This window comes from Actinosynnema sp. NPDC053489, assembly GCF_044544865.1.
GTDB lineage: Bacteria > Actinomycetota > Actinomycetes > Mycobacteriales > Pseudonocardiaceae > Actinosynnema.
Map to the genome: position 1 here is coordinate 166988 of NZ_JBITXT010000006.1, position 21073 is coordinate 188060.

Sequence of the window (21073 nt, forward strand, 5' to 3'; positions counted from 1 at the left end):
CCTGTGGACCGAACGGAGGAGCCCGGCAGTTCTCCCCGGGTGCGCCGACTTGTCCCCGGGTGACACCCCGTGTCCGTCCACACCTCCAGGCGCGGGGCGACCTGCGAGAACGACGGTTGTCCACACAATCCACAGCCCTTACTGCTGTTGCTGTTGTCTTCCCTTGAAGAGATGAACAAAGAAAAAACAGGCGGCGGTCGCCCCCGGGGACGGACGCCCGGTCGGGCCCGACCCCGGGTGCCGCCCCGAGGTGACGAACTCCGCCCCGACGCTCTACGGTGGGGAGCCTCCGCGCCGAGGGTCGCAAGATCCGGCGAGGGCCGCGGCTCCCCAACCCCACCGCAACGCATGCTGTTGTCGGTCATGCCGACTTGAGGAAGGACGCCTCATGAAGATCCGCGTCGAGCGCGACGGCCTGGCCGACGCCGTCGCCTGGGTCGCCCGCAGCCTGCCGTCCAGGCCGCCCGTCGCGGTGCTCGGCGGGATCCTGCTCGACGCCGGGGCGGAGGACGGTTCGGGCGAGGCGCTGACCGTGTCCGGGTTCGACTACGAGGTGTCCGCGCAGTGCGGTGTCCCGGCCACGATCGCCGACGGCGGCAAGGCGCTGGTGAGCGGGCGGCTGCTGGCCGACATCACCAAGGCCCTGCCCAACCACCCGGTCGAGATCGCGGTCGACGGCTCCCGGATGACGATCTCCTGCGGCAGCGCCCGCTTCAGCCTGCCGACCATGCCGGTGGAGGACTACCCGCAGCTGCCGACCATGCCGCAGCTCGCCGGCGAGCTGCCGGGCGAGGTCTTCGGCGAGGCCGTCGCCCAGGTCGCCGTCGCGGCGGGCAAGGACGACACGCTGCCGATGCTGACCGGCGTCCGGCTGGAGATCGGCGAGGGCAAGGTGACCCTGGTGGCCACCGACCGCTTCCGGCTGGCCATGCGCGAGTTCCCGTGGGAGCCGAACGAGTCCCTCGGCGAGGTCGCCGTGCTCGTCCCGGCCAAGACGCTCAACGACTCGGCGAAGACGCTCGGCGCGTCCGGCGCGAGGATCGAGCTGTCCCTCGCCGCGAACGACGGCCTGCTCGGCCTGTCCGGCACCGGCCGCCGCACGACCACCCGCCTGCTCGACGCCGACTTCCCCAAGTACCGCCAGCTGCTGCCCACCGAGCACTCGGCCGCCGCGATCATCGAGGTCGACGCGCTGGTGCAGGCGATCAAGCGCGTGTCGCTGGTCGCCGAGCGCGGCACGCAGGTCCGGCTGGAGTTCGTGGACGGCGGCCTGCGCCTGTCCGCGGGCGGTGACGACGAGGGCAGCGCCGAGGAGGAGCTGCCGGTCGAGTACACCGGCGACCCGGTGACCATCGCGTTCAACCCCACCTACCTGCTGGAGGGCCTGCAGGCCGTCCGCACGCCGAGGGCGCACTTGTCCTTCACCACACCCAGCCGACCCGCGCTCCTCAAGCCGGTGGACGAGGATGGGAACGTGGCGCCGGGCTACCTCTACCTGCTGATGCCCGTGCGCCTGCCCGGCTGATCGACAAAGATCGACGACCACAGACGTAGGGAAGAGGAACGACCGTGCAGCTCGGACTCGTCGGCCTCGGCAAGATGGGCTTCAACATGCGCGAGCGCATCCGCCGCGCGGGGCACGAAGTGGTCGGTTACGACCGCAACCCGGAAGTCTCGGACACCGACTCGCTCGCCGACATGGTCGGCAGGCTCTCCGCACCCCGCGTGGTGTGGGTCATGGTGCCCGCCGGTGACATCACCCGGAACACGATCGCCGACCTCGGCGAGCTGCTGGAGCCGGGCGACCTGGTCATCGACGGCGGCAACTCGCGCTTCACCGACGACGAGGTGAACGCCAAGGCGCTGGGCGAGAAGGGCGTCGGCTACCTGGACTGCGGCGTGTCCGGCGGCGTGTGGGGCCTGGAGAACGGCTACGGCCTGATGGTCGGCGGCGACGCCGAGCACGTCGAGCGCGCCATGCCGATCTTCGACGCGCTGCGCCCGGAGGGCCCGCGCGCGGAGGGCTTCGCGCACGCGGGCTCCGTCGGCGCCGGCCACTTCGCCAAGATGGTGCACAACGGCATCGAGTACGGCCTGATGCAGGCCTACGCCGAGGGCTTCGAGCTGCTTGAGGCGTCCGAGCTGGTCGACGACGTGCCCGCCACCATCAAGGCGTGGCAGCGCGGCACCGTGGTCCGCTCGTGGCTGCTGGACCTGCTGGTCCGCGCGCTGGAGTCGGACCCGGAGCTGGACGACCTGCGCGGCCACGTCGAGGACTCCGGCGAGGGCCGGTGGACCGTCGAGGAGGCGATCAAGCACGCGGTGCCCGCGCCGGTGATCTCCGCGGCGCTGTTCGCCCGGTTCGCCTCGCGGCAGGACGACTCGCCCGCCATGCGCGCCGTCGCGGCCCTGCGCAACCAGTTCGGCGGGCACGCCGTGCAGGCCGCGGGCCCTTCCTCCGGTTCCGGTTCGACCCAGAGCTGACCCGAGTTGTACGTCCGGCACCTGCAGGTCACCGACTTCAGGTCGTGGGAGCACGCGGACCTGGCGTTCGAGCCGGGCGTGAGCGTGCTGGTCGGGCGCAACGGCCAGGGCAAGACCAACCTGGTCGAGGCGCTGGGCTACGTGGCCACCCTGGGTTCGCACCGGGTGGCCGCGGACGCGCCGCTGATCCGGCACGGCGCGCCCCGGGCGGTGGTCCGCGCGGCGGTGGTCAACGAGGGGCGCGAGCTGCTGGTCGAGCTGGAGATCACGGCGGGCAAGGCGAACCGGGCGCGGATCAACCGCGGCCCGGTGCCCCGCCCGCGCGACGTGCTGGGCATCCTGCGCACGGTGCTGTTCGCGCCGGAGGACCTGGCGCTGGTGCGCGGTGACCCCGGCGAGCGGCGGCGGTTCCTGGACGAGCTGCTGACCACCCGCGCCCCGCGCTACGCCGGGGTGCGGGGCGACTACGAGCGCGTGCTCAAGCAGCGCGGCGCGTTGCTCAAGAGCGTGCGCGCGGCGCGCAACGCCGACGTCGGCACGCTCGACGTGTGGGACGGGCACCTGGCCCGGCACGGCGCGGAGCTGCTGGCCGCGCGGCTGGACCTGGTCGCGGACATCGCGCCGCACGTGGCCGCGGCGTACGCGGAGGTCGCGCCGGAGTCGCGGCCGGCCCGGGTCGCGTACCGGTCGAGCCTGGGGGAGGCGTTCCCCGGCACGCACGACCGGGGCGCGTTGGAGGAGGCGCTGCTCGCCGAGCTGCAGCGGCTGCGCGGGCAGGAGGTCGAGCGGGGCGTGTGCCTGGTCGGCCCGCACCGCGACGATTTGGACCTGGCGCTGGGCGACCTGCCCGCGAAGGGCTACGCGAGCCACGGCGAGTCGTGGTCGTTCGCGCTGGCGCTGCGGCTGGGCGGGTACGAGCTGCTGCGCGCCGAGGGCGCCGAGCCGGTCCTCGTGCTGGACGACGTGTTCGCCGAGCTGGACCGCGGCCGGCGGCGCCAGTTGGCGAAGGTGGCGGCCGGCGCGGAGCAGGTGCTGATCACGGCGGCGGTCGCGGAGGACGTGCCCGAGGAGTTGGACGGGTTGCGGTTCGACGTCCGCCACGGGGAGGTGCGGCGTGTCTGACGAATTGCGCCGAACGGGTGTGAGTGGACACACATCTGGGGACAACCCTGTGGATGGTGTGGATAACTCGTCGCCAGAACCGGACATATCCACAGCTGGAGTCACACCTGTGGGTGGATTGCGGGGTGCCGACCTCGCCCGCGCCGCGCTCGAAGCCGCCCGCGCCTCCGCCAAGGAGCGCGGGGCGCGGGGCGTGCGCCGCGGCGCGACCGGTGCCGTCGGCAGGCGGCGGCGCCGGTGGTCCGGTCCCGGCCCGGACGACCGCGACCCGCAGCCGCTGGGCAGGCTCGCCGCCCGCATCGCCGCCGACCGCGGCTGGGTGGAGCGGCTGGCCGGTGGCCAGGTGTTCGCGCGCTGGCCGAAGCTGGTCGGCGAGGAGGTCGCCGAGCACGCGCAGCCGGTGGCGTTCGCCGACGGCGAGCTGACGGTCCAGGCCGACTCCACGGCGTGGGCCACGCAGCTGCGCCTGCTCCAGCGCGACCTGCTCAAGCGCATCGCGGCGGGCGTCGGCGACGGCGTGGTCAAGAGCCTGAAGGTGCAGGGTCCGGCGGCCCCGAGCTGGCGTTACGGCCCCAGGCACGTCCCGGGCCGCGGACCACGTGACACCTATGGATGAGGGACGTCAGGGCCGCAGCGGCGATCCTGTGGCGCGGTGAGCGCTCATCAGCCCATTTCAACCCCGTGAACGGCCGTCGGCACCCATCGTCGTTCACTTCGGGCCGCCTGTGAGCGAACCAGGGGTGTCCTAAGTCGGTTTCTGTCGGTCTGCCCCGGTAGAATCGGAGGGGTAGCGCAACCCAGCGTCGCCCGGCGACGGTCCCAGTCGCGTGAAGTCCGAGGAGACACCAGGCCCGTGGCAGCCAAGAAGAATGAGTACAACGCGTCCTCGATCACCGTCCTGGAGGGCCTGGAAGCGGTCCGCAAGCGCCCAGGCATGTACATCGGCTCCACCGGCGAGCGCGGTCTGCACCACCTGATCTGGGAAGTCGTGGACAACTCGGTCGACGAGGCGATGGCGGGCCACGCCACGGTCGTGGACGTGACGCTGCTGGCCAACGGCGGCGTCCGGGTGATCGACGACGGTCGCGGCATCCCGGTCGGCATGCACCCCGTCGAGAAGAAGCCGACGCTGGAGGTGGTGCTCACCAAGCTCCACGCGGGCGGCAAGTTCGACAGCGACTCCTACGCGGTGTCCGGCGGCCTGCACGGCGTCGGCATCTCCGTGGTGAATGCGCTGTCCAGCGCCGTCGACGTGGAGGTCAGGACCGAGGGTTTCACGTGGAACCAGCGGTTCGAGGCCACCAAGCCCGCGCACGAGCTGCGCAAGGGGGAGCCGACGGACGCCACCGGCACGTCCATCACGTTCTGGGCCGACCCGGAGATCTTCGAGACCACCGAGTACAACATCGAGACGATCTCCCGCCGGTTGCAGGAGATGGCGTTCCTCAACAAGGGCCTCACGATCATCCTGCGCGACGAGCGGGTGGTCGACGCCGACGCGGAGGCCGACGCCGAGGGCCACGTGGCGGGCGTGCGCGAGCGCACCTTCCACTACCCGGGCGGCCTGGAGGACTTCGTCCGCCACATCAACCACACCCGCGAGGCCGTGCACCAGAAGGTCGTCTCGTTCGAGGCCAAGGGCGAGGACCTCGAGGTCGAGGTGGCGATGCAGTGGAACACCGGCTACACGCCGTCGGTGTACACGTTCGCCAACACGATCAACACCCACGAGGGCGGCACGCACGAGGAGGGCTTCCGCGCCGCGCTGACCCGCGTGGTCAACGAGTACGCGCGCGACAAGAAGCTGCTCAAGGAGAAGGACTCGAACCTCACCGGCGACGACATCCGCGAGGGCCTGGCCGCGATCGTGTCGGTCAAGCTCAAGGAGCCGCAGTTCGAGGGCCAGACGAAGACCAAGCTGGGCAACAGCGAGGCCAAGTCGTTCGTGCAGAAGTCCACCAACGAGCACCTGGCGGACTGGTTCGAGCGCCACCCGAACGAGGCGAAGACGATCGTCACCAAGGCGGTGTCGTCGGCGCAGGCCCGCATCGCCGCCCGCAAGGCCCGCGAGCTGGTGCGCCGCAAGGGCGCGCTGGACATCGGCGGCCTGCCCGGCAAGCTCAAGGACTGCCGCTCCACCAACCCGGAGGAGTGCGAGATCTACGTCGTGGAGGGCGACTCCGCGGGCGGCTCGGCCAAGGAGGGCCGGGACTCCATGTTCCAGGCGATCCTGCCGATCCGGGGCAAGATCATCAACGTGGAGAAGGCGCGCATCGACCGCGTGCTGAAGAACAACGAGGTCCAGGCCCTGATCACGGCGTTCGGCACGGGCATCCACGAGGACTTCGACATCTCCAAGCTGCGCTACCACAAGATCGTGCTGATGGCCGACGCCGACGTGGACGGCCAGCACATCCGCACCCTGCTGCTGACCCTGCTGTTCCGCTTCATGCGCCCGCTGATCGAGAACGGCCACGTGTACCTGGCGAACCCGCCGCTGTACAAGATCAAGTGGCAGCGCGCCGAGCCGGAGTACGCCTACTCCGACCGCGAGCGCGACGGCATCATCCAGGCGGGCCTCGCGGCGGGCAAGAAGATCGGCAAGGACGACAACATCCAGCGCTACAAGGGCCTCGGCGAGATGAACTCCGCCGAGCTGTGGGAGACGACGATGGACCCGGCCAACCGGGTCCTGACCCAGGTCACGATGGACGACGCCGCGACGGCCGACGAGCTGTTCAGCGTGCTGATGGGCGAGGACGTGGAAGCCCGCCGCGCGTTCATCACCCGCAACGCCAAGGGCGTGCGGTTCCTCGACGTCTGACCACCCCCGGCCCCTGGTTAAGGAAGTAGGACCTTGAGCGAGACGACGCTGCCCCCGGCCGGTGGAGACCGCACCGAGCCGCGCGACATCCAGCAGGAGATGCAGAACTCGTACATCGACTACGCGATGAGCGTGATCGTGGGACGAGCGCTGCCCGACGTGCGCGACGGCCTGAAGCCCGTGCACGTCCGCGTCCTGTACTCGATGTTCGACTCGGGCTTCCGCCCCGACCGCAGCTACAACAAGTGCGCCCGCGTGGTCGGCGACGTGATGGGCAACTACCACCCCCACGGCGACTCCGCGATCTACGACGCGCTGGTCCGCCTGGCCCAGCCGTGGGCGATGCGCTACCCGCTGATCGACGGCCAGGGCAACTTCGGCTCCCAGGGCAACGACCCGGCAGCCGCCATGCGCTACACCGAGTGCCGGCTCACGCCGTTGGCCATGCAGATGCTGGCCGACATCGAGGAAGACACGGTCGACTTCCGCGACAACTACGACGGCCGCATCCAGGAGCCGACGGTCCTGCCGTCGCGGGTGCCCAACCTGCTCATCAACGGCAGCTCGGGCATCGCGGTCGGCATGGCGACCAACATCCCGCCGCACAACCTGCGCGAGGTCGCCGACGGCGTCGTGTGGGCGCTGGACAACCCCGACGCCTCCGACGAGGAGACGCTGGAGGCGATGATCCAGCGGGTCAAGGGCCCCGACTTCCCGACCTACGGCCAGATCCTCGGCACGGCGGGCATCGAGGACGCCTACCGCACCGGCCGCGGCTCGGTGAAGATGCGCGCGGTCGTCGAGATCGACGAGGACGCCAAGGGGCGGACGATCCTGGTCGTCACCGAGCTCCCCTACCAGGTGAACCCGGACAACCTGGTCGAGAACATCGCCACGCTGGTCCGCGACCAGAAGCTCACCGGCATCGCGAACATCGCCGACGAGTCCAACCGCCGCTCCGGCATGCGCATCGTGATCACGCTCAAGCGCGACGCGGTGGCCAAGGTGGTGCTGAACAACCTCTACAAGCACACCCAGCTGCAGTACTCCTTCGGCGTGAACATGCTGTCGCTGGTCGACGGCGTGCCGCGCACGTTGCGCCTGGACCAGATGATCCGGCACTACGTGAAGCACCAGATCGAGGTCATCGTCCGGCGCACGCGCTTCCGGCTGCGCAAGGCCGAGGAGCGCGCCCACGTCCTGCGCGGCCTGGTCAAGGCGCTCGACCAGCTCGACGCGGTGATCGCGCTGATCCGCCGGTCGGACACGCCCGAGGTGGCGCGCACCGGCCTGATGGAGCTGCTCGACGTCGACGAGATCCAGGCCAACGCGATCCTGGAGATGCAGCTGCGCCGCCTGGCGGCCCTGGAGCGGCAGAAGATCGTCGACCAGCTCGCCGAGATCGAGCTGGAGATCGCGGACTACAAGGACATCCTCGACAAGCCGGAGCGGCAGCGCGCGATCGTGCGCGAGGAGCTGCTGGCGATCGTGGACAGGCACGGTGACGACCGGCGGACGCGGATCGTGCCGTTCGACGGCGACGTGTCGATGGAAGACCTGATCGCGGTCGAGGACGTCGTCGTCACGATCACCCGGACGGGTTACGCGAAGCGCACGAAGACGGACCTGTACCGCTCGCAGAAGCGCGGCGGCAAGGGCGTGCAGGGCGCGCAGCTCAAGCAGGACGACATCGTGCAGCACTTCTTCGTGTGCTCCACGCACGACTGGATCCTGTTCTTCACGAACAAGGGCCGGGTGTACCGGGCGAAGGCGTACGAGCTGCCCGAGGCCAACCGCAACGCGCGCGGCCAGCACGTGGCGAACCTCCTGGCCTTCCAGCCCGAGGAGGAGATCGCCCAGGTCATCCAGATCAAGAACTACGACGTGGCGCCGTACCTGGTGCTGGCGACGAAGAAGGGCCTGGTCAAGAAGTCGAAGCTGTCCGACTTCGACTCGAACCGGTCCGGTGGCCTGATCGGCATCAACCTGCGCGACGACGACGAGCTGGTCGGCGCGGTGCTGTGCTCGGCGGACGACGACCTGCTGCTGGTGTCGGCCGACGGCCAGTCGATCCGGTTCCACGCGAGCGACGAGGCGCTGCGGCCGATGGGCCGGGCCACGTCGGGCGTGCTGGGCATGCGGTTCAACAGCGGTGACGAGCTGCTGTCGATGGGCGTCGTCCAAGAGGGTTTGTTTGTTTTGGTCGCCACCGATGGCGGGTACGCCAAGCGCACTCCGATCGAGGACTACCCGGTCCAGGGTCGGGGTGGCAAGGGTGTGCTCACCATCCAGCACGACCGCAGGCGTGGGAGGCTGGTCGGCGCGCTCATCGTCGACGTCGACGACGAGCTGTACGCGATCACCTCTTCGGGCGGGGTCATCAGGACCAGTGCCAAGGAGGTGCGCAAGGCGGGGCGGCAGACGAAGGGCGTCCGGTTGATGAACCTCGGTGAAGGGACCACCCTGATCGCTGTGGCGCGCAACGCCGATGAACCGGCGGACGTCACCAGTGGTGAGGGTGGCGCGGTCGCCGAGGCCGCCGACCCGAACCCGGCCGTCGGTCCCGCCGACGGTGGGCAGGCCGAGCCTGCCAACTAGCGCGAACGAGAGGTTGAGGGACTGCTCGTGACTCCACCCGAGAAGCCAGAGGACAAGACCGCGGTGATCACCCGGCCAGGTGCCGGGTCGACACCGGCGGCGGGCGGCGCGCCCACCGGCGCCGAGGAGCCGGCGGTCGACGCCCCGGGGGCGTCCGAGCAGCCCGAGACGTCCGCGGCCGGCGCGACGGCGGCCGACGGCAAGACCGTGAAGGTCGAGCGGCCGGCCGCGGAGGACGACGGGCACGCCGGGCCGCCGCCGTGGCAGCGCGTGACGAGCGACACGCGGTACGGCGAGGCGCAGCAGGTCGGCCCGGCCGACCTGGTGTCCTCGCCGGAGGAGCAGGAGGAGGCGGCGCAGCCCGCGTACCCGGCCAGCGACCCGGACACGGTCGCGGTGGCCCGACCCCTGGTGGGCGCGGGTTCGGCGCGCACGCAGGTGAACCTGGGCGGCGCGAACGGGCGTCCGGCGGCGGCCACGCCGACGGCCCGCCGTCCCGGGCGCGGTCCGCGGCGGGCGAGCCTGCAGGTCAAGCGGGTCGACCCGTGGTCGGTGCTCAAGCTGGCCCTGGTGCTCAGCGTGGCGCTGTTCTTCGTGTGGCTCGTGGCGGTCGGCGTGCTGTACGGCGTGCTGAACGGCATGGGCGTGTGGGACAAGATCAACAACACCGCGAACGACCTGCTCCAGGGCAACGAGCCCAGCGGTGACCCGCTGATCAGCGCCGGGCGCGTGTTCGGCGTGGCGGCGATCGTGGGCGCGGTGAACATCGTGCTGTTCACCGCCCTGGCGACCGTCGGGTCGTTCGTCTACAACGTCTCGGCGGACCTGGCCGGCGGCCTGGAAGTGACGTTGTCCGAGCGCGAGTGATCCACGACCACCCGATTTGGGGCGGCGACGGGGGGTGCTGTAGTCTTTCCGTCGTTGCCCCGAGGGCCTATAGCTCAGACGGTTAGAGCGCTTCGCTGATAACGAAGAGGTCGGAGGTTCGAGTCCTCCTAGGCCCACCGGAAGTTCACAGGTGTTGCAGAGGGGAATCGCCGTGAAGAAGATCATCGCACTTGTCGCCGTCGCCGGTGCGGTCCTGTTCTTCGTCAAGCGCAGCCGCTCGGCGAAGGCCGACGCGGACCTGTGGCGCGAGGCCACGGCCCCCACCGCCTGATCCCGCGAGGGCGGTCGGTCTGCCGCCCCCGTCGAGGGGACGTAGCTCAATTGGCAGAGCACCGCCTTTGCAAGGCGGGGGTTAGGGGTTCGATTCCCCTCGTCTCCATCCTCTCGCTCCGAGCGAGGTGAGTTCGCGAACTGCGCGAACCGCCTCGCTCGAAGTGTTTTCCGGGCCTCCGGCGGATCCCCGTCGAGTGGGGGGCGCGAAAGTTTCGGGTTTCGTGTTTTACTGGACGGGCGGTTCCCGGTCATCCCACGGGTGGCCGGGGGCGGCACTCGCGGTAAGGCGACAAGTGAGGGCCCGCACCCAATGCCGCTGGGTGCGGGCCCTCGTCTTGCCCACTGCTATGCGTTGACGAGCACGGGTTCCCGCTGCTTGCGAGCGGCGATCACGTTGTCCACGGCCCAAGCGCCGGGACCGGTGAACGCCAGCAGCAGGAACACCCACGCGTACACGGCGGCCAGCTCGCCCTTGTTCTGGATGGGCAGGAGCCCGGCGGGCTGGTGGACGACGAAGTACGCGTAGGCCATCGAACCGGACGCGATCAGCGCGGCGACCCGGGTGCCGAGGCCGATGACGATCAACGCGCCACCGACCAGCTCGATCAAACCGGCCGGGCCCGCGGGCCAGTCCGTGATCGAGACGGCACCCTTGCCGCCCAGCACGCCGAACAGCTTCTGCGCGCCGTGGCACATGAACAGCGCGCCGACGACGATCCGGAACACCGCGATGGCGTGGTCTCGGCCGCGGTCAAAGAAGTTCATCTTGACTCAGTTCCTCACATTGCAGGGGCGGCCGGCAGGGTAGGGACAACCGTAATGGTGGTTCACCGTGCGTGCCTAGGTGGTCACCGTGTCGATTCGCTGTCCACCATCTGATTGACTGGCGCCCCTATGAACCGAGTGCTGCTCACCGCCCTGCCCTCCTTGCTGGTCCTCGGCGCGCTGACCGCCTGCGCGAGCGAGGCGACCACCTCGACGCCCCTCGCGGCGACCACGACCAGCGCGGCGGCGAAGACGACGACACCGAAGCCCGCCGGGCCGCCTCCCGCGCCGGAGCCCAGCACCGACGGCCAGTGCCCGTACCTGGCGTCCTCGGTCGTGCAGGAGGCGAACGGGCAGCTGGTGCGGAAGGTTCGGCTGTCCGCAGACCAGCCCGACCCGGCCTGCTTCTTCTACGCCAACGCCACGGAGGTCCAGCTGTCCGTGTGGGTGTTCCGGGGCGAGCCCGCGACGGCGAAGGCCGTGGTCGACCGGGCGGCGCCGGTCGCGGACTCGAACCCCGCGACGGTGCCCGCCGGGTGGAGCGGCGGCTCGCTGACGACCGACACCGGCGCGGTGTACGCCGTGGCCAAGGGTGGCGCGGCGGTGGTCGTGACCAGCAACCAGAAGCAGACGGTGAAGGCGCGCACGGTCGCCGAGACCGTGGTCGGGAACCTGGGCCTCTAGCCGGACAGGGCTTCGCGCCCGTCACCGCGGGGGTGGCGGGCGCGAAGCGGAACTGCGGTCAGCTGCGGCTGTGCTGGTCGGAGACCTGGCCGTTGCGGGCAGCCTGGGGGCGCACCGACTCCGCGGCGGCGGGAGCGCCGGTCGTCGTCGTGGCGTCGGGCGTGACCTCCACGTCCTCCTCCAGGTGCACCTCCTGCGGCCGCTTGGTCAGCGCGACGTAGCCCGCCACCGCGGCGGCGGCGAACACGCCCAGGACCCACGGCCACCGGCGACGCTTGGGCTGGTTGGCCGCGGCCATCTGCTTGCGCGCCTGCTTCGCGGCCTTGCGCACGTCCTTCGCGCGCACCTTGGCCTCCTTGCGCGCCCGCTCGGCGGCCTTCGCGACCTCCTTGCGAACGCCCTTGGCCCTCTTCGCGAGCTGCTTGCGACCGCGCCGGGTGGACTTCTCGTACTCCTCGGCCTTCTCCACGAGCACGCCCGCCTTGTCGGCGACGAGACCCCGGACGTAGTCCCTGGTCACGCCGCGCTCGGCGAGCTTGCCCTCGGCGCGCTCCGCGAGTTGGACCGCCGCGTCCGCACCGACGTGACCAGCGCGGACGGCACTGCGGCGGACAGCCCGCACCGCCTTGCCGACCGACTCCCCGGCCCGGGTCATGGCGTCTACCTCATCCATATCTCGCTCCAGAAGCTGTCGGTCAGTCACGTCCAGGCAATACCCATCGTGCCCCTTCCCCAACCCCCGCGCCCGGTGATGGCACGATGGGGTGCGTGGCAGACAGCAACGAATCGTTCGTCGGGACCAAGGTGACGGCCACCCTGCACACCTCGCAGGGCGACATCCGCATCAACCTCTTCCCCGACCACGCCCCCAAGACGGTGGCCAACTTCGTCGGCCTGGCCGAGGGCACGAAGAGCTACTCCGAGCCGAACGCGAAGGGCGAGTCGTCCGGTCCGTTCTACGACGGTGCGATCTTCCACCGGGTGATCTCGGGCTTCATGCTCCAGGGCGGTGACCCCACGGGCACCGGTCGCGGCGGCCCCGGCTACAAGTTCGCGGACGAGTTCCACCCGGAGCTGCAGTTCAACCGGCCGTACCTGCTGGCGATGGCGAACGCCGGGCCCAACACCAACGGCTCCCAGTTCTTCATCACGGTCGCGCCGACCACGTGGCTGAACTTCAAGCACACGATCTTCGGCGAGGTCGCGGACCAGGAGTCGCGCAACGTCGTGGACGCGATCGGCGCGGCCCCGACCGGTGCCGGCGACCGCCCGGTCACCGACGTGGTGATCGAGAAGGTCTCGGTCGAGCGGGCCTGAGTGGCCGACCACCCGACCTACCCGCCGCCCGGTGAGCCGATCGGGGCGCGGCCGGACCTGCCGGTCTGCCCGCGCCACCCCGATCGGGCCACCGGGCTGCGCTGCGTCCGCTGCGACCGGCCGGCGTGCCCGGAGTGCCTGCGCGAGGCGTCCGTCGGCTACCAGTGCGTCGACTGCGTGAACCAGGGCCGGGCCTCGGTGCGCCGGCCGCGCACGTTCGTCGGCGCGCAGTTCTCGCAGCGCCTGGTGGTGACGCCGGTGCTGATCGCGGTGAACGTGCTGCTGTTCGCGATCACCGCGGCGCAGGCGGGCAGCGTGGCGACCAACCAGCGGGCCGACCTGTTCGCCGACCTGGTGATGTACACGCCCGCGGTGGCCGCGGACGGGCAGTGGTGGCGGCTCGTCACCTCGGGGTTCCTGCACTTCGGACCGCTGCACCTGGCGTTGAACATGATCGCGCTGTACGTGCTGGGCCGTGACCTGGAGCCGGTGTTCGGCCGGGCGCGGTTCTCGGCGCTGTACGGGGTGTCGCTGCTGGGCGGCGGCGTGGCGGTGTACCTGTTCGGCGGGCTCGGCACGGTGGTGGCCGGGGCGTCCGGCGCGGTGTACGGCCTGATGGGCGCGATGCTCGTGGCCGTGCTGCGGCTCAAGCTGAACCCCGGCCCGGCGCTGGGCGTGATCGGCCTGAACGTGGTGCTGAGCTTCACCCTCCCGGGTATTTCCCTGCTGGGTCACATCGGCGGCCTGGTGGTCGGCGCGCTGCTGACGGCGGGGCTGGTCTACGCGCCCGCGCCGAGGCGGGCCACCTGGCAGGCCGGCGCCGTGGTGGCCGCGGTCGCGGTGCTGGTGGTGCTCGCGCTCGTGCGCACCGGGCAGCTGGTCTGACCGGCGGTCACGGGCGCAGGGCGTGCAGCACGTCGGCGACGTCGCGCGGGTCGGTGCCCAGGTCCACGGTGGTGAGGACGAACAGCTGCTCGTCCTCGCCGTGCTGCCAGTCCAGCTCCAGGGTCGGCGTCTCGCGGCCGAACCTGCGGGTGCGCACGAGGCGCACCTTCACCTCGTGCCACGGCAGGCGGCGCGGCCCGGAGAGGGTCCGCACGGTGAGGCCCGAGTCGTCCACCAGCAGCCTCGGGCGCACGAACGTGCCGTGAGCGCCCAGGGCGAGCTGGACGAGCGTGGCGAGGCCGAGGAACACCCGGCTCATCGGGTCCGAGCTGATGATCGTGACCAGCAGGAACACGGCGGCGAGGCCCCAGGCGAGGCCGACCATGCCGGGTTGGGGCGACCAGGTGCGGGGTGGGTTCACGCCTTCGAGTCTGCCGCACTTGTGGACAACTGGGGCCTCCGACCGGCGCTTGTGCACCGAGGCGCAAAGTTGTCCACAGGAGTTGTCCCCATTGGGGATGACTTACAGCTGTGTGCTTCGTGATCCGTGGGTGAGCCCGGTGAACCACCCGGTCACGCGGAACGGCCCGGACGTGGTGCACGTCCGGGCCGTCGGCCACTCGGCGTAGTCCGCGGTCAGCGCCACTTCATGGTCATCAGCAAGCCCACGATCATCAGGGCGAACCCGATGCCGAAGTTCCAGGACCCGAGGTCCATCATCACGGGGACCTTCTCGCCCGCGATGTAGTTGACCACCAGCCACGCCAGCCCCAACAGCATCATGCCGAGCATCACGGCGACGTAGACGGGGTGCGACGGCCCCGCGGCCTTGACCTTCACCGGGGTGCGGCGATCGGCAGGCGCCGTGTAGACGGCCTTCTTGCGGACCTTGGACTTGGGCATGCTGTCCTCGCCTGACGGGTGGATAGGTCTCCAGTGGCCGCGAGTTCACGTCCACCGCTGGATGAACACGTTAACGTAACCGAGCAGGTCCCTGAAGCACCGTGTAGTCCTGGAACGTTCGGCTTGGGAGGTTTTCCGGTGAGCTACGACCCGCCTCCGCCGCAAGGCGGCCCGCCGGGCCGGCCGCCACGCCCCACGCCCCACCCGTCCCAGCCGACCGGCGAACCACCGCGCCGGCCGACGCCGCCGGGCGGTTTTCCCAGGCCGGCGACACCGCCGGGCGGCTTCGACCAGCCTGCCGGCCCCCACCGGCCACCGACCCCACCGGCGGGTTTCGACCGCCCGCCGACCCCACCCGCCGGTGTCGAGCGCCCGGTGCCCCGCCCGGCCGGCCCGAACCGCCCGGCCACCCCGGCGGGAGGTTTCAGCCGTCCGGGGGAGTCCTACCCGACCCCCGCCGACCCGCCGCCGACGGGTCGGCGCGCCCTGCGGGGCGAGGTCCCGCCCGCCGAGCCGCCCCGGGGAGGACCGCGCCCCGAGCAGCCGGTGCGCCGGGCGGGGAGCCCGTCCCCGAACGGGTGGTCCTACGGGGAACCGCCCCAGATGGAACCACCGGCCCGCCGCGCCCGCCGGGACGAGGCCGCGCCCCCGGTCGAACCGGCGAACGGGTACCCGCCGCCGCGCCGCGCCCGGCGCGAGGACGTTGCCCCGCCGGTGTCACCGCACGCCGAGGAGACCGCCTACGTCGAACCGGTGCGCGGGGAACCCCCGCGTTCGGGCCGCGGGACTTCCGAGGTGGCCGCGCGGCTTGGCGGTGCCCGCCAGGGCGGGGCCCACCCGGGCGGCGTGACCCCGGGCGGCGTGACATCGGGCGGCGTGACATCGGGCGGCGTGACATCGGGCGGTGTGACACCGGGCGGTGTGACACCGGGCAGCGCGCCCCGACCCCGGCCCGGACCGCCCGACGCCGACGCGACCCGCTACACCAACGCGTTCTCCGGCAGCCTCCCGCCGCCGCCCAACGGCCGCCCGGCCGGGCCGCCGGCGCCGCAGCGCCGTCCCCGCCCCGTCGACCCGCCCACCGAGGTCATCCCGCCCGTCGAGGACCCCGCCGACGACCCCGCCGAGGTCTACGACGACTACGACGACTACGGGGACGAGGAGCCCTACGACGAGGAGGGCGACCGCCCCGCACCGCCGCCCGACAGCGCGGCCCGCAAGGCCGTCCGCGCGTTCGGCGAGCTGCTCATCACGGCCGGCCTCGTCATCCTGCTGTTCGTGGTCTACGAGGTGTACGTGACGGACCTCATCTCGGCCGGCAAGCAGGACGACGCGACCCACGCGCTGGACGACCAGTGGAACTCCAACACCGTCGAGGCCGACGAGCAGCGCCAGGCCCGGTACGACCTGCTCGACGGCCAGGCGTTCGCCAAGATGTACATCCCCTCCTTCGGGCCGGACTACCGGTTCTCCATCGTCGAGGGCACCACCGACAAGGACCTGGAGATCGGACCCGGCCACTACAAGGGCACGGCGCTGCCCGGCGACCCGGGCAACTTCTCCGTGGCGGGCCACCGGGTCGGCAAGGGCGCGCCCTTCAACGACCTCGACCTGCTGAACTCGTGCGACGCGATCGTGGTCGAGACGCAGACCCACTGGTTCGTCTACCGGGTGCTGCCGAAGGCGGGCGAGGCGGCGGGCTGGGCGCAGCGGCAGTCCGACCCGAAGTGCGCGAAGGTCTCCCCGCTGGGCGCGCCGTACGACAAGACGGTCGGCCAGGAGATCGTGCTGCCCACCCAGGGCGAGGTGATCAGCCCGGTGCCGCACTTCGAGGGCGAGGTGCCCGCGGCGCAGCAGGCGGCGCTGATGACGCTGACCACCTGCCACCCGCGGTTCTCCGACAAGCAGCGGCTGATCGTGCACTCGGTGCTGGCGATGAGCTACCCGAAGGCGCCCGGTTTCGTGCCCGAAGAGATGAAGGAGCAGTGATGTACGGGTGGATCTGGCGGCACCTCCCCGGCCCGCTGCCCGTGCGCGTCCTGGAGGCGCTGGTGCTCGTGGCCGGGGTGGTGGCGCTGCTGATGTTCGTCGTCTTCCCGTGGGCCGAGCCGAAGCTGCCCTTCAACAACGTGACGACGCCCCAGTAGCCGCCCCGGTGACCGCCCCCGTGACCGCTATGGCCGGGCGATCCCGGTCATCTCCTCCCGGTTCACGACCTTGACCCGGGCACGGCCGCGCGAGGCGCCCAGCGCGACCTCGTGCGCGTCGAGCCTGAGCCACCCGGCCGCGGTGGTGAACGGCACGGCGCGCTGCTCCAGGAACCGCACCACGGCCCCGGGGTCGCGGGCCGGCGCGGCGGGCAGCGCGGGCGCGTCGGCGAGCAGGCTCGTCACGGTCTCCAGCGCGTCGCCCTTGGTGTGGCCGATGAGCCCGACCGGGCCGCGCTTGACCCACCCGGTGGCGTAGACGCCCGGCAGCGCCCGTTCGGCCAGGTCCAGCACCCGACCCGCCCGGTGCGGCACGGTGCCGGTGCCGTGGTCGAACGGCAGGTCCACCAGGGGCGTGGACAGGTAGCCGACGGCCCGGTACACCGCCTGCACCGGCCAGTCGGTGAACTCGCCCGTGCCGCGCACGCCCCCGTCGCCGGTCAGCTCCATCCGCTCGGTGCGCAGCCCGGTCACCTCCGTCGAGCCGAGCACCCGCACCGGCGCTTCGAGGAAGTGCAGGTACAGCCGGCGCGGGCGGTCGCCGACGTCGCGGATCGCCCACTCCTGCAGCGTCCGGACCACCATCTCGACCTGCTTGTTCGACCGGATCGCGGCCAGGCTCGCCGCGTCGAAGTCGATGCCCTCGGGGTGCACGACCACCTCGACGTTGGGCGAGTGGTCGAGTTCCCGCAGCTCCAGGGGGGTGAACTTGGCCTGGGCCGGGCCGCGGCGGCCGAACACGTGCACGTCGGTGACGGGGTTGGACCGCAGACCCTCGTAGACGTTGTCCGGGATGTCGGTGCCCAGCAGCTCGTCGGCGGTCTTGGCCAGCACGCGGGCGACGTCGAGGGCGACGTTGCCGACGCCGAGCACGGCCACCTCCCGCGCCCGCAGCGGCCAGGTGCGCGGCACGTCGGGGTGGCCGTCGTACCAGGAGACGAACTCCGCCGCGCCGTGGGAGCCGGCCAGGTCGATGCCCGGGATGTCGAGCGGCCGGTCCTTCTCCGCGCCGGTGGCGAACACGACGGCGTCGTAGAAGTGGCGCAGGTCGTCGAGCTTGAGGTCGACGCCGTACTCGACGTTGCCGAAGAACCGGATCCCCGGCCGGTCCAGCACGCGCTGGAGCGCGGTGACGACGCCCTTGATGCGCGGGTGGTCCGGCGCGACCCCGTACCTGATCAGGCCGTACGGCGCGGGCAGGCGCTCGAACAGGTCGACGGCGACGTCGGTACCCGACTCGGCCGCGGACTTGGTGAGCAGGTCGGCGGCGTAGGTGCCGGCGGGGCCGGCGCCGATGACGGCGACGCGCAGGGATCGGGTCATGCCTCCACGTTAGGTGAGCCTAAGCTCACTTCTGGCGAGAGGTTGGTCACGGCTACGCTGGGCGCCATGCGCGTGCTCGTGGTCGACAACTACGACAGCTTCGTCTACAACCTCGTCCAGTACCTGGCCCAGCTCGGGGTCGAGTGCGTGGTCCGGCGCAACGACGCCGTCGAGCTGGACGAGGTCGCCGAGGTCGGTGGCGTCCTCGTCAGCCCGGGGCCGAGCACGCCGGACAGGGCGGGCCGGAGCATGGACGTCATCCGCCACTGCGCGGACCGCGGCGTCCCGGTGTTCGGCGTCTGCCTGGGCCACCAGGCCATCGGCGCGGTGTGGGGCGGCACGGTCGACCTCGCGCCGGAACTCCTGCACGGCAAGACCAGCGTCGTGCACCACAACGGCGGCGGCGTGCTCAAGGGCGTGCCCAGCCCGTTCACCGCCACCCGCTACCACTCCTTGACCGTGCTGCCGGACACCATCCCGGCCGAGTTCGAGGTGACCGGGCACACCGAGTCCGGCGTCGTGATGGCGATGCGCCACCGCGAGCTGCCGGTCGAGGGCGTCCAGTTCCACCCGGAGTCCGTGCTCACCGAGGGCGGCCACCGGATGCTGGCCAACTGGCTCGCGGTGTGCGGTTTCGAGGTGCCCGAGACGACCGTCGCGCAGCTGGAGGGCGGCATGCGCGAACTCGCCGCGGCGGCCAACCGGAAGTAGCGCCACCCGGTCCGACGAAGGGGCGCCCCTCCCGAACCGGGAGGGGCGCCCCTTCGCACCGATCACTACCGGGTGGTCGTCGGTCCGCCGCCGCCCACCTTGAACTCGCCCAGGATCACGTTGATCCGCGCGTTCTTCGCCGTGGCCGTGTTCGGCTTGACCTCCTGGTCCAGGATCTTGTTGTTCTGCCCGATGTCGTTGACCGACTCGCGGTCGCTGACGGTCAGGTCGTTGCCGCTCCAGCCCGCCTGGCTCAGCTTGCTGCGCGCCTGGTTCTCGGTCAGCCCGCGCAGGTCGGGCATCAGGAACTGGTTGTTCTTCGACACGCTCAACGTGACCAGCGTGCCCTTCTCCGCCCGGCCGGGGCCGGGGTTCTGGGCGATGACCTTGTTGAGGGACTCGGCGCTGTCGACCTCCTTGGTCTGCACCTTGAACCCGTTGCCCTCGAGGGTGGCGCGCGCGTTGTCCAGCGTCTGGCCGGTCACGTCCGGCAGCTGCACGGTGCCCGGGGCCTTGCCCACCGTCACCGTGATCGCGCTGCCCTTCGGGGCGCTGGTGCCCGGGTCCGGCGACTGCGACACGACCTTGCCGACCAGGTTCGGGTCTTCCGTCTCCACGGTCTGGGTGGCCTGCTGGTAGACCCAGCTCTCGGCCTCCAGCTTCTTCTGCGCGTCCGCGGGGCTCAGGCCGACGACGCTCGGCACCGGTGCGGGCTCGGGCGCGGTGCCGATGACCAGCTTGACCTCGAAGCGCTTGGCTACCTCGTCGTTCGCCGGCGGGTCGGTCGAGACGACCTTGCCGATCTGGTCGGCGGTGCACGACAGCTGGGAACCCTGCCGCGGGCCCGGCTGGCAGGGCAGCAGCTCGATGGTGGAGCGCAGGCCCTGGCCCTCCAGCTCCGCCTGCGCCGCCGACTGCACCTTGCCGATCAGCACCGGCACCTTGACCTTGTCCGCGGTCGGGGTGTTGGTCTCGTCGTCGGACATCAGCGACGTGGTGATCCACACGGCGAGCCCGAGCACGGCGACGCACAGCAGGACGACCAGCCCGATCATCACCGCCCTCTTGCGCCGGGCGCGCCGCTCCTGCTCCTCCTCGGCGAGCGCGTCGTACTCGGCCTCCTCGCGCACCGCCGACGGCCGGTGCCTGCCGCCGGTCGACGGCGTGACCTCGGTGCGCGCGGTCGACGACTGGTTCAGCACCGCGGTGCGGTCCTCGGCCGTCATCACGGCCGGCGCGGAGGGGCGCTGCCCCGACAGCACGCGCACCAGGTCCGCGCGCAGCTCCGCGGCCGACTGGTAGCGGTTGGCCGGTCCCTTGGCCATCGCCTTCAGCACGATGGCGTCCAGCGTGGGCGGCACCTTCGGGTTCAGCGCCGACGGCGGCTTCGGGTCCTCCCGCACGTGCTGGTAGGCCACCGCCACGGGCGAGTCGCCGGTGAACGGCGGCTCGCCGGTCAGCAGCTCGAAGAGCACGCACCCCGACGCGTACACGTCGGAGCGGCCGTCCACCGCCTCGCCGCGCGCCTGCTCGGGCGACAGGTACTGGGCGGTCCCTATCACGGCGGCGGTCTGGGTCACCGCGGCCTGGCCGTCGTGCACGGCCCGCGCGATGCCGAAGTCCATCACCTTCACCGCGCCGGACCGGGTGATCATGACGTTGGCGGGCTTCACGTCCCGGTGCACGATGCCGTGCCGGTGGCTGAAGTCCAGCGCGGCCGACACGTCGGCCATGACCTCCATCGCCCGCTTGGCCGACAGCGGGCCCTGCGTCTTGACGATGTCGCGCAGCGTGCGGCCGTCGACGAACTCCATCACGATGTAGGGCAGCGGGCCGTACTCGGTCTGGGTCTCACCGGTGTCGTAGACCGCGACGATCGCGGGGTGGTTCAGCGCCGCCGAGTTCTGCGCCTCCCGGCGGAACCGCTCCTGGAACTGGGCGTCGCGGGCGAGGTCAGCGCGCAGCACCTTGATGGCGACGTCGCGGCCGAGCCGGACGTCCCGGCCCTTGTGCACCTCCGACATACCGCCGTAGCCGAGCGTCTCACCCAGTTCGTAGCGGTTGGAGAGCAGTCGCGGAGTGCTCATCA

19 protein-coding genes, 2 tRNA genes and 1 pseudogene are annotated in these 21073 nt (G+C 71.4%); 16 read left to right on the top strand and 6 right to left on the bottom strand.

The annotated features are described in order from the left end of the window. Positions 1 to 388 precede the first annotated feature (388 nt). The 10 genes and pseudogenes from dnaN (at position 389) to ACIGNX_RS15650 (ending at position 10295) form a co-directional block, all read left to right on the top strand. A complete protein-coding gene (gene dnaN, locus ACIGNX_RS15605) occupies positions 389 to 1525 on the top strand; it encodes a DNA polymerase III subunit beta (RefSeq protein ID WP_396540427.1) in 1137 nt (378 codons plus the stop codon). Positions 1526 to 1569: 44 nt separating this feature from the next. Continuing rightward, the gene (gene gnd, locus ACIGNX_RS15610; RefSeq protein ID WP_396540428.1) at positions 1570 to 2484 is read left to right on the top strand and encodes a phosphogluconate dehydrogenase (NAD(+)-dependent, decarboxylating); all 915 of its coding nucleotides are present in this window, start codon (positions 1570 to 1572) and stop codon (positions 2482 to 2484) included. A gap of 6 nt (positions 2485 to 2490) precedes the next feature. Then, complete coding sequence (recF, locus tag ACIGNX_RS15615) at positions 2491 to 3606, top strand: DNA replication/repair protein RecF (RefSeq protein ID WP_396540430.1); 1116 nt, start codon at positions 2491 to 2493, stop codon at positions 3604 to 3606. 118 nt (positions 3607 to 3724) lie between these two features. Then, entirely contained in the window at positions 3725 to 4222 is a 498-nt protein-coding gene (locus ACIGNX_RS15620) for a DciA family protein (protein WP_396541049.1), read from the top strand. 237 nt (positions 4223 to 4459) lie between these two features. Next, positions 4460 to 6430, top strand: a complete 1971-nt coding sequence (gene gyrB / locus ACIGNX_RS15625; RefSeq protein ID WP_396540432.1) for a DNA topoisomerase (ATP-hydrolyzing) subunit B — start codon at positions 4460 to 4462, stop codon at positions 6428 to 6430. Positions 6431 to 6463: 33 nt separating this feature from the next. Next, positions 6464 to 9028: a DNA gyrase subunit A gene (gyrA, locus tag ACIGNX_RS15630; protein WP_396540434.1), complete on the top strand. Its 2565-nt coding sequence runs from the start codon at positions 6464 to 6466 to the stop codon at positions 9026 to 9028. 27 nt (positions 9029 to 9055) lie between these two features. Further along, positions 9056 to 9895 carry a DUF3566 domain-containing protein gene (locus tag ACIGNX_RS15635; RefSeq protein WP_396540436.1) on the top strand — a complete coding sequence of 280 codons (840 nt, stop codon included), beginning with the start codon at positions 9056 to 9058 and terminating at the stop codon, positions 9893 to 9895. Positions 9896 to 9958: 63 nt separating this feature from the next. After that, positions 9959 to 10032: transfer RNA gene (locus tag ACIGNX_RS15640), tRNA-Ile, on the top strand. Between the two features lie 35 nt (positions 10033 to 10067). After that, positions 10068 to 10181, top strand: a pseudogene (locus tag ACIGNX_RS15645) (DLW-39 family protein); the annotation flags it as partial. A 41-nt stretch (positions 10182 to 10222) separates the two neighbouring features. Next, a tRNA-Ala gene (locus ACIGNX_RS15650) sits at positions 10223 to 10295 on the top strand. A gap of 239 nt (positions 10296 to 10534) precedes the next feature. On the opposite strand, the gene ACIGNX_RS15655 is transcribed toward ACIGNX_RS15650, so the two are convergent. Next, positions 10535 to 10954: a DoxX family protein gene (locus ACIGNX_RS15655; RefSeq protein ID WP_396540438.1), complete on the bottom strand. Its 420-nt coding sequence runs from the start codon at positions 10952 to 10954 to the stop codon at positions 10535 to 10537. Positions 10955 to 11083: 129 nt separating this feature from the next. Between ACIGNX_RS15655 and ACIGNX_RS15660 the strand changes: the two genes are divergently transcribed. After that, entirely contained in the window at positions 11084 to 11638 is a 555-nt protein-coding gene (locus ACIGNX_RS15660) for a DUF2020 domain-containing protein (RefSeq protein WP_396540440.1), read from the top strand. A 58-nt stretch (positions 11639 to 11696) separates the two neighbouring features. On the opposite strand, the gene ACIGNX_RS15665 is transcribed toward ACIGNX_RS15660, so the two are convergent. Further along, a complete protein-coding gene (locus ACIGNX_RS15665) occupies positions 11697 to 12311 on the bottom strand; it encodes a hypothetical protein (protein WP_396540441.1) in 615 nt (204 codons plus the stop codon). A gap of 86 nt (positions 12312 to 12397) precedes the next feature. On the opposite strand from ACIGNX_RS15665, the gene ACIGNX_RS15670 reads away from it, so the two are divergent. Both ACIGNX_RS15670 and ACIGNX_RS15675 read left to right on the top strand, forming a co-directional pair. Then, positions 12398 to 12955: a peptidylprolyl isomerase gene (locus ACIGNX_RS15670; protein ID WP_396540443.1), complete on the top strand. Its 558-nt coding sequence runs from the start codon at positions 12398 to 12400 to the stop codon at positions 12953 to 12955. Then, entirely contained in the window at positions 12956 to 13840 is an 885-nt protein-coding gene (locus ACIGNX_RS15675) for a rhomboid family intramembrane serine protease (RefSeq protein ID WP_396540444.1), read from the top strand. Positions 13841 to 13847: 7 nt separating this feature from the next. Here the strand turns inward: ACIGNX_RS15675 and ACIGNX_RS15680 are convergent, their stop codons facing one another. Beyond that, complete coding sequence (locus ACIGNX_RS15680) at positions 13848 to 14261, bottom strand: PH domain-containing protein (protein ID WP_396540446.1); 414 nt, start codon at positions 14259 to 14261, stop codon at positions 13848 to 13850. Positions 14262 to 14476: 215 nt separating this feature from the next. Beyond that, positions 14477 to 14743, bottom strand: coding sequence for a cell division protein CrgA (gene crgA, locus ACIGNX_RS15685; RefSeq protein WP_053714567.1), 267 nt, complete (start codon positions 14741 to 14743; stop codon positions 14477 to 14479). A 921-nt stretch (positions 14744 to 15664) separates the two neighbouring features. Between crgA and ACIGNX_RS15690 the strand changes: the two genes are divergently transcribed. After that, entirely contained in the window at positions 15665 to 16732 is a 1068-nt protein-coding gene (locus tag ACIGNX_RS15690) for a class E sortase (protein ID WP_396540448.1), read from the top strand. Then, entirely contained in the window at positions 16732 to 16890 is a 159-nt protein-coding gene (locus ACIGNX_RS15695; protein ID WP_170185175.1) for a hypothetical protein, read from the top strand. Before ACIGNX_RS15690 ends, ACIGNX_RS15695 begins: the two co-directional genes overlap by 1 nt. A 27-nt stretch (positions 16891 to 16917) precedes the next feature. Here ACIGNX_RS15695 and ACIGNX_RS15700 read toward each other — a convergent pair whose 3' ends face one another. Further along, on the bottom strand, positions 16918 to 18273 hold the full coding sequence (locus ACIGNX_RS15700) for an FAD-dependent oxidoreductase (protein WP_396540450.1): 1356 nt from the start codon (positions 18271 to 18273) through the stop codon (positions 16918 to 16920). Between the two features lie 66 nt (positions 18274 to 18339). Here ACIGNX_RS15700 and ACIGNX_RS15705 point away from each other — a divergent pair, with 66 nt between their 5' ends. Then, entirely contained in the window at positions 18340 to 18984 is a 645-nt protein-coding gene (locus ACIGNX_RS15705) for an aminodeoxychorismate/anthranilate synthase component II (protein WP_396540452.1), read from the top strand. 65 nt (positions 18985 to 19049) lie between these two features. On the opposite strand, the gene pknB is transcribed toward ACIGNX_RS15705, so the two are convergent. Continuing rightward, a complete protein-coding gene (gene pknB, locus ACIGNX_RS15710) occupies positions 19050 to 21071 on the bottom strand; it encodes a Stk1 family PASTA domain-containing Ser/Thr kinase (protein WP_396540454.1) in 2022 nt (673 codons plus the stop codon). Between the last annotated feature and the right edge of the window lie 2 nt (positions 21072 to 21073).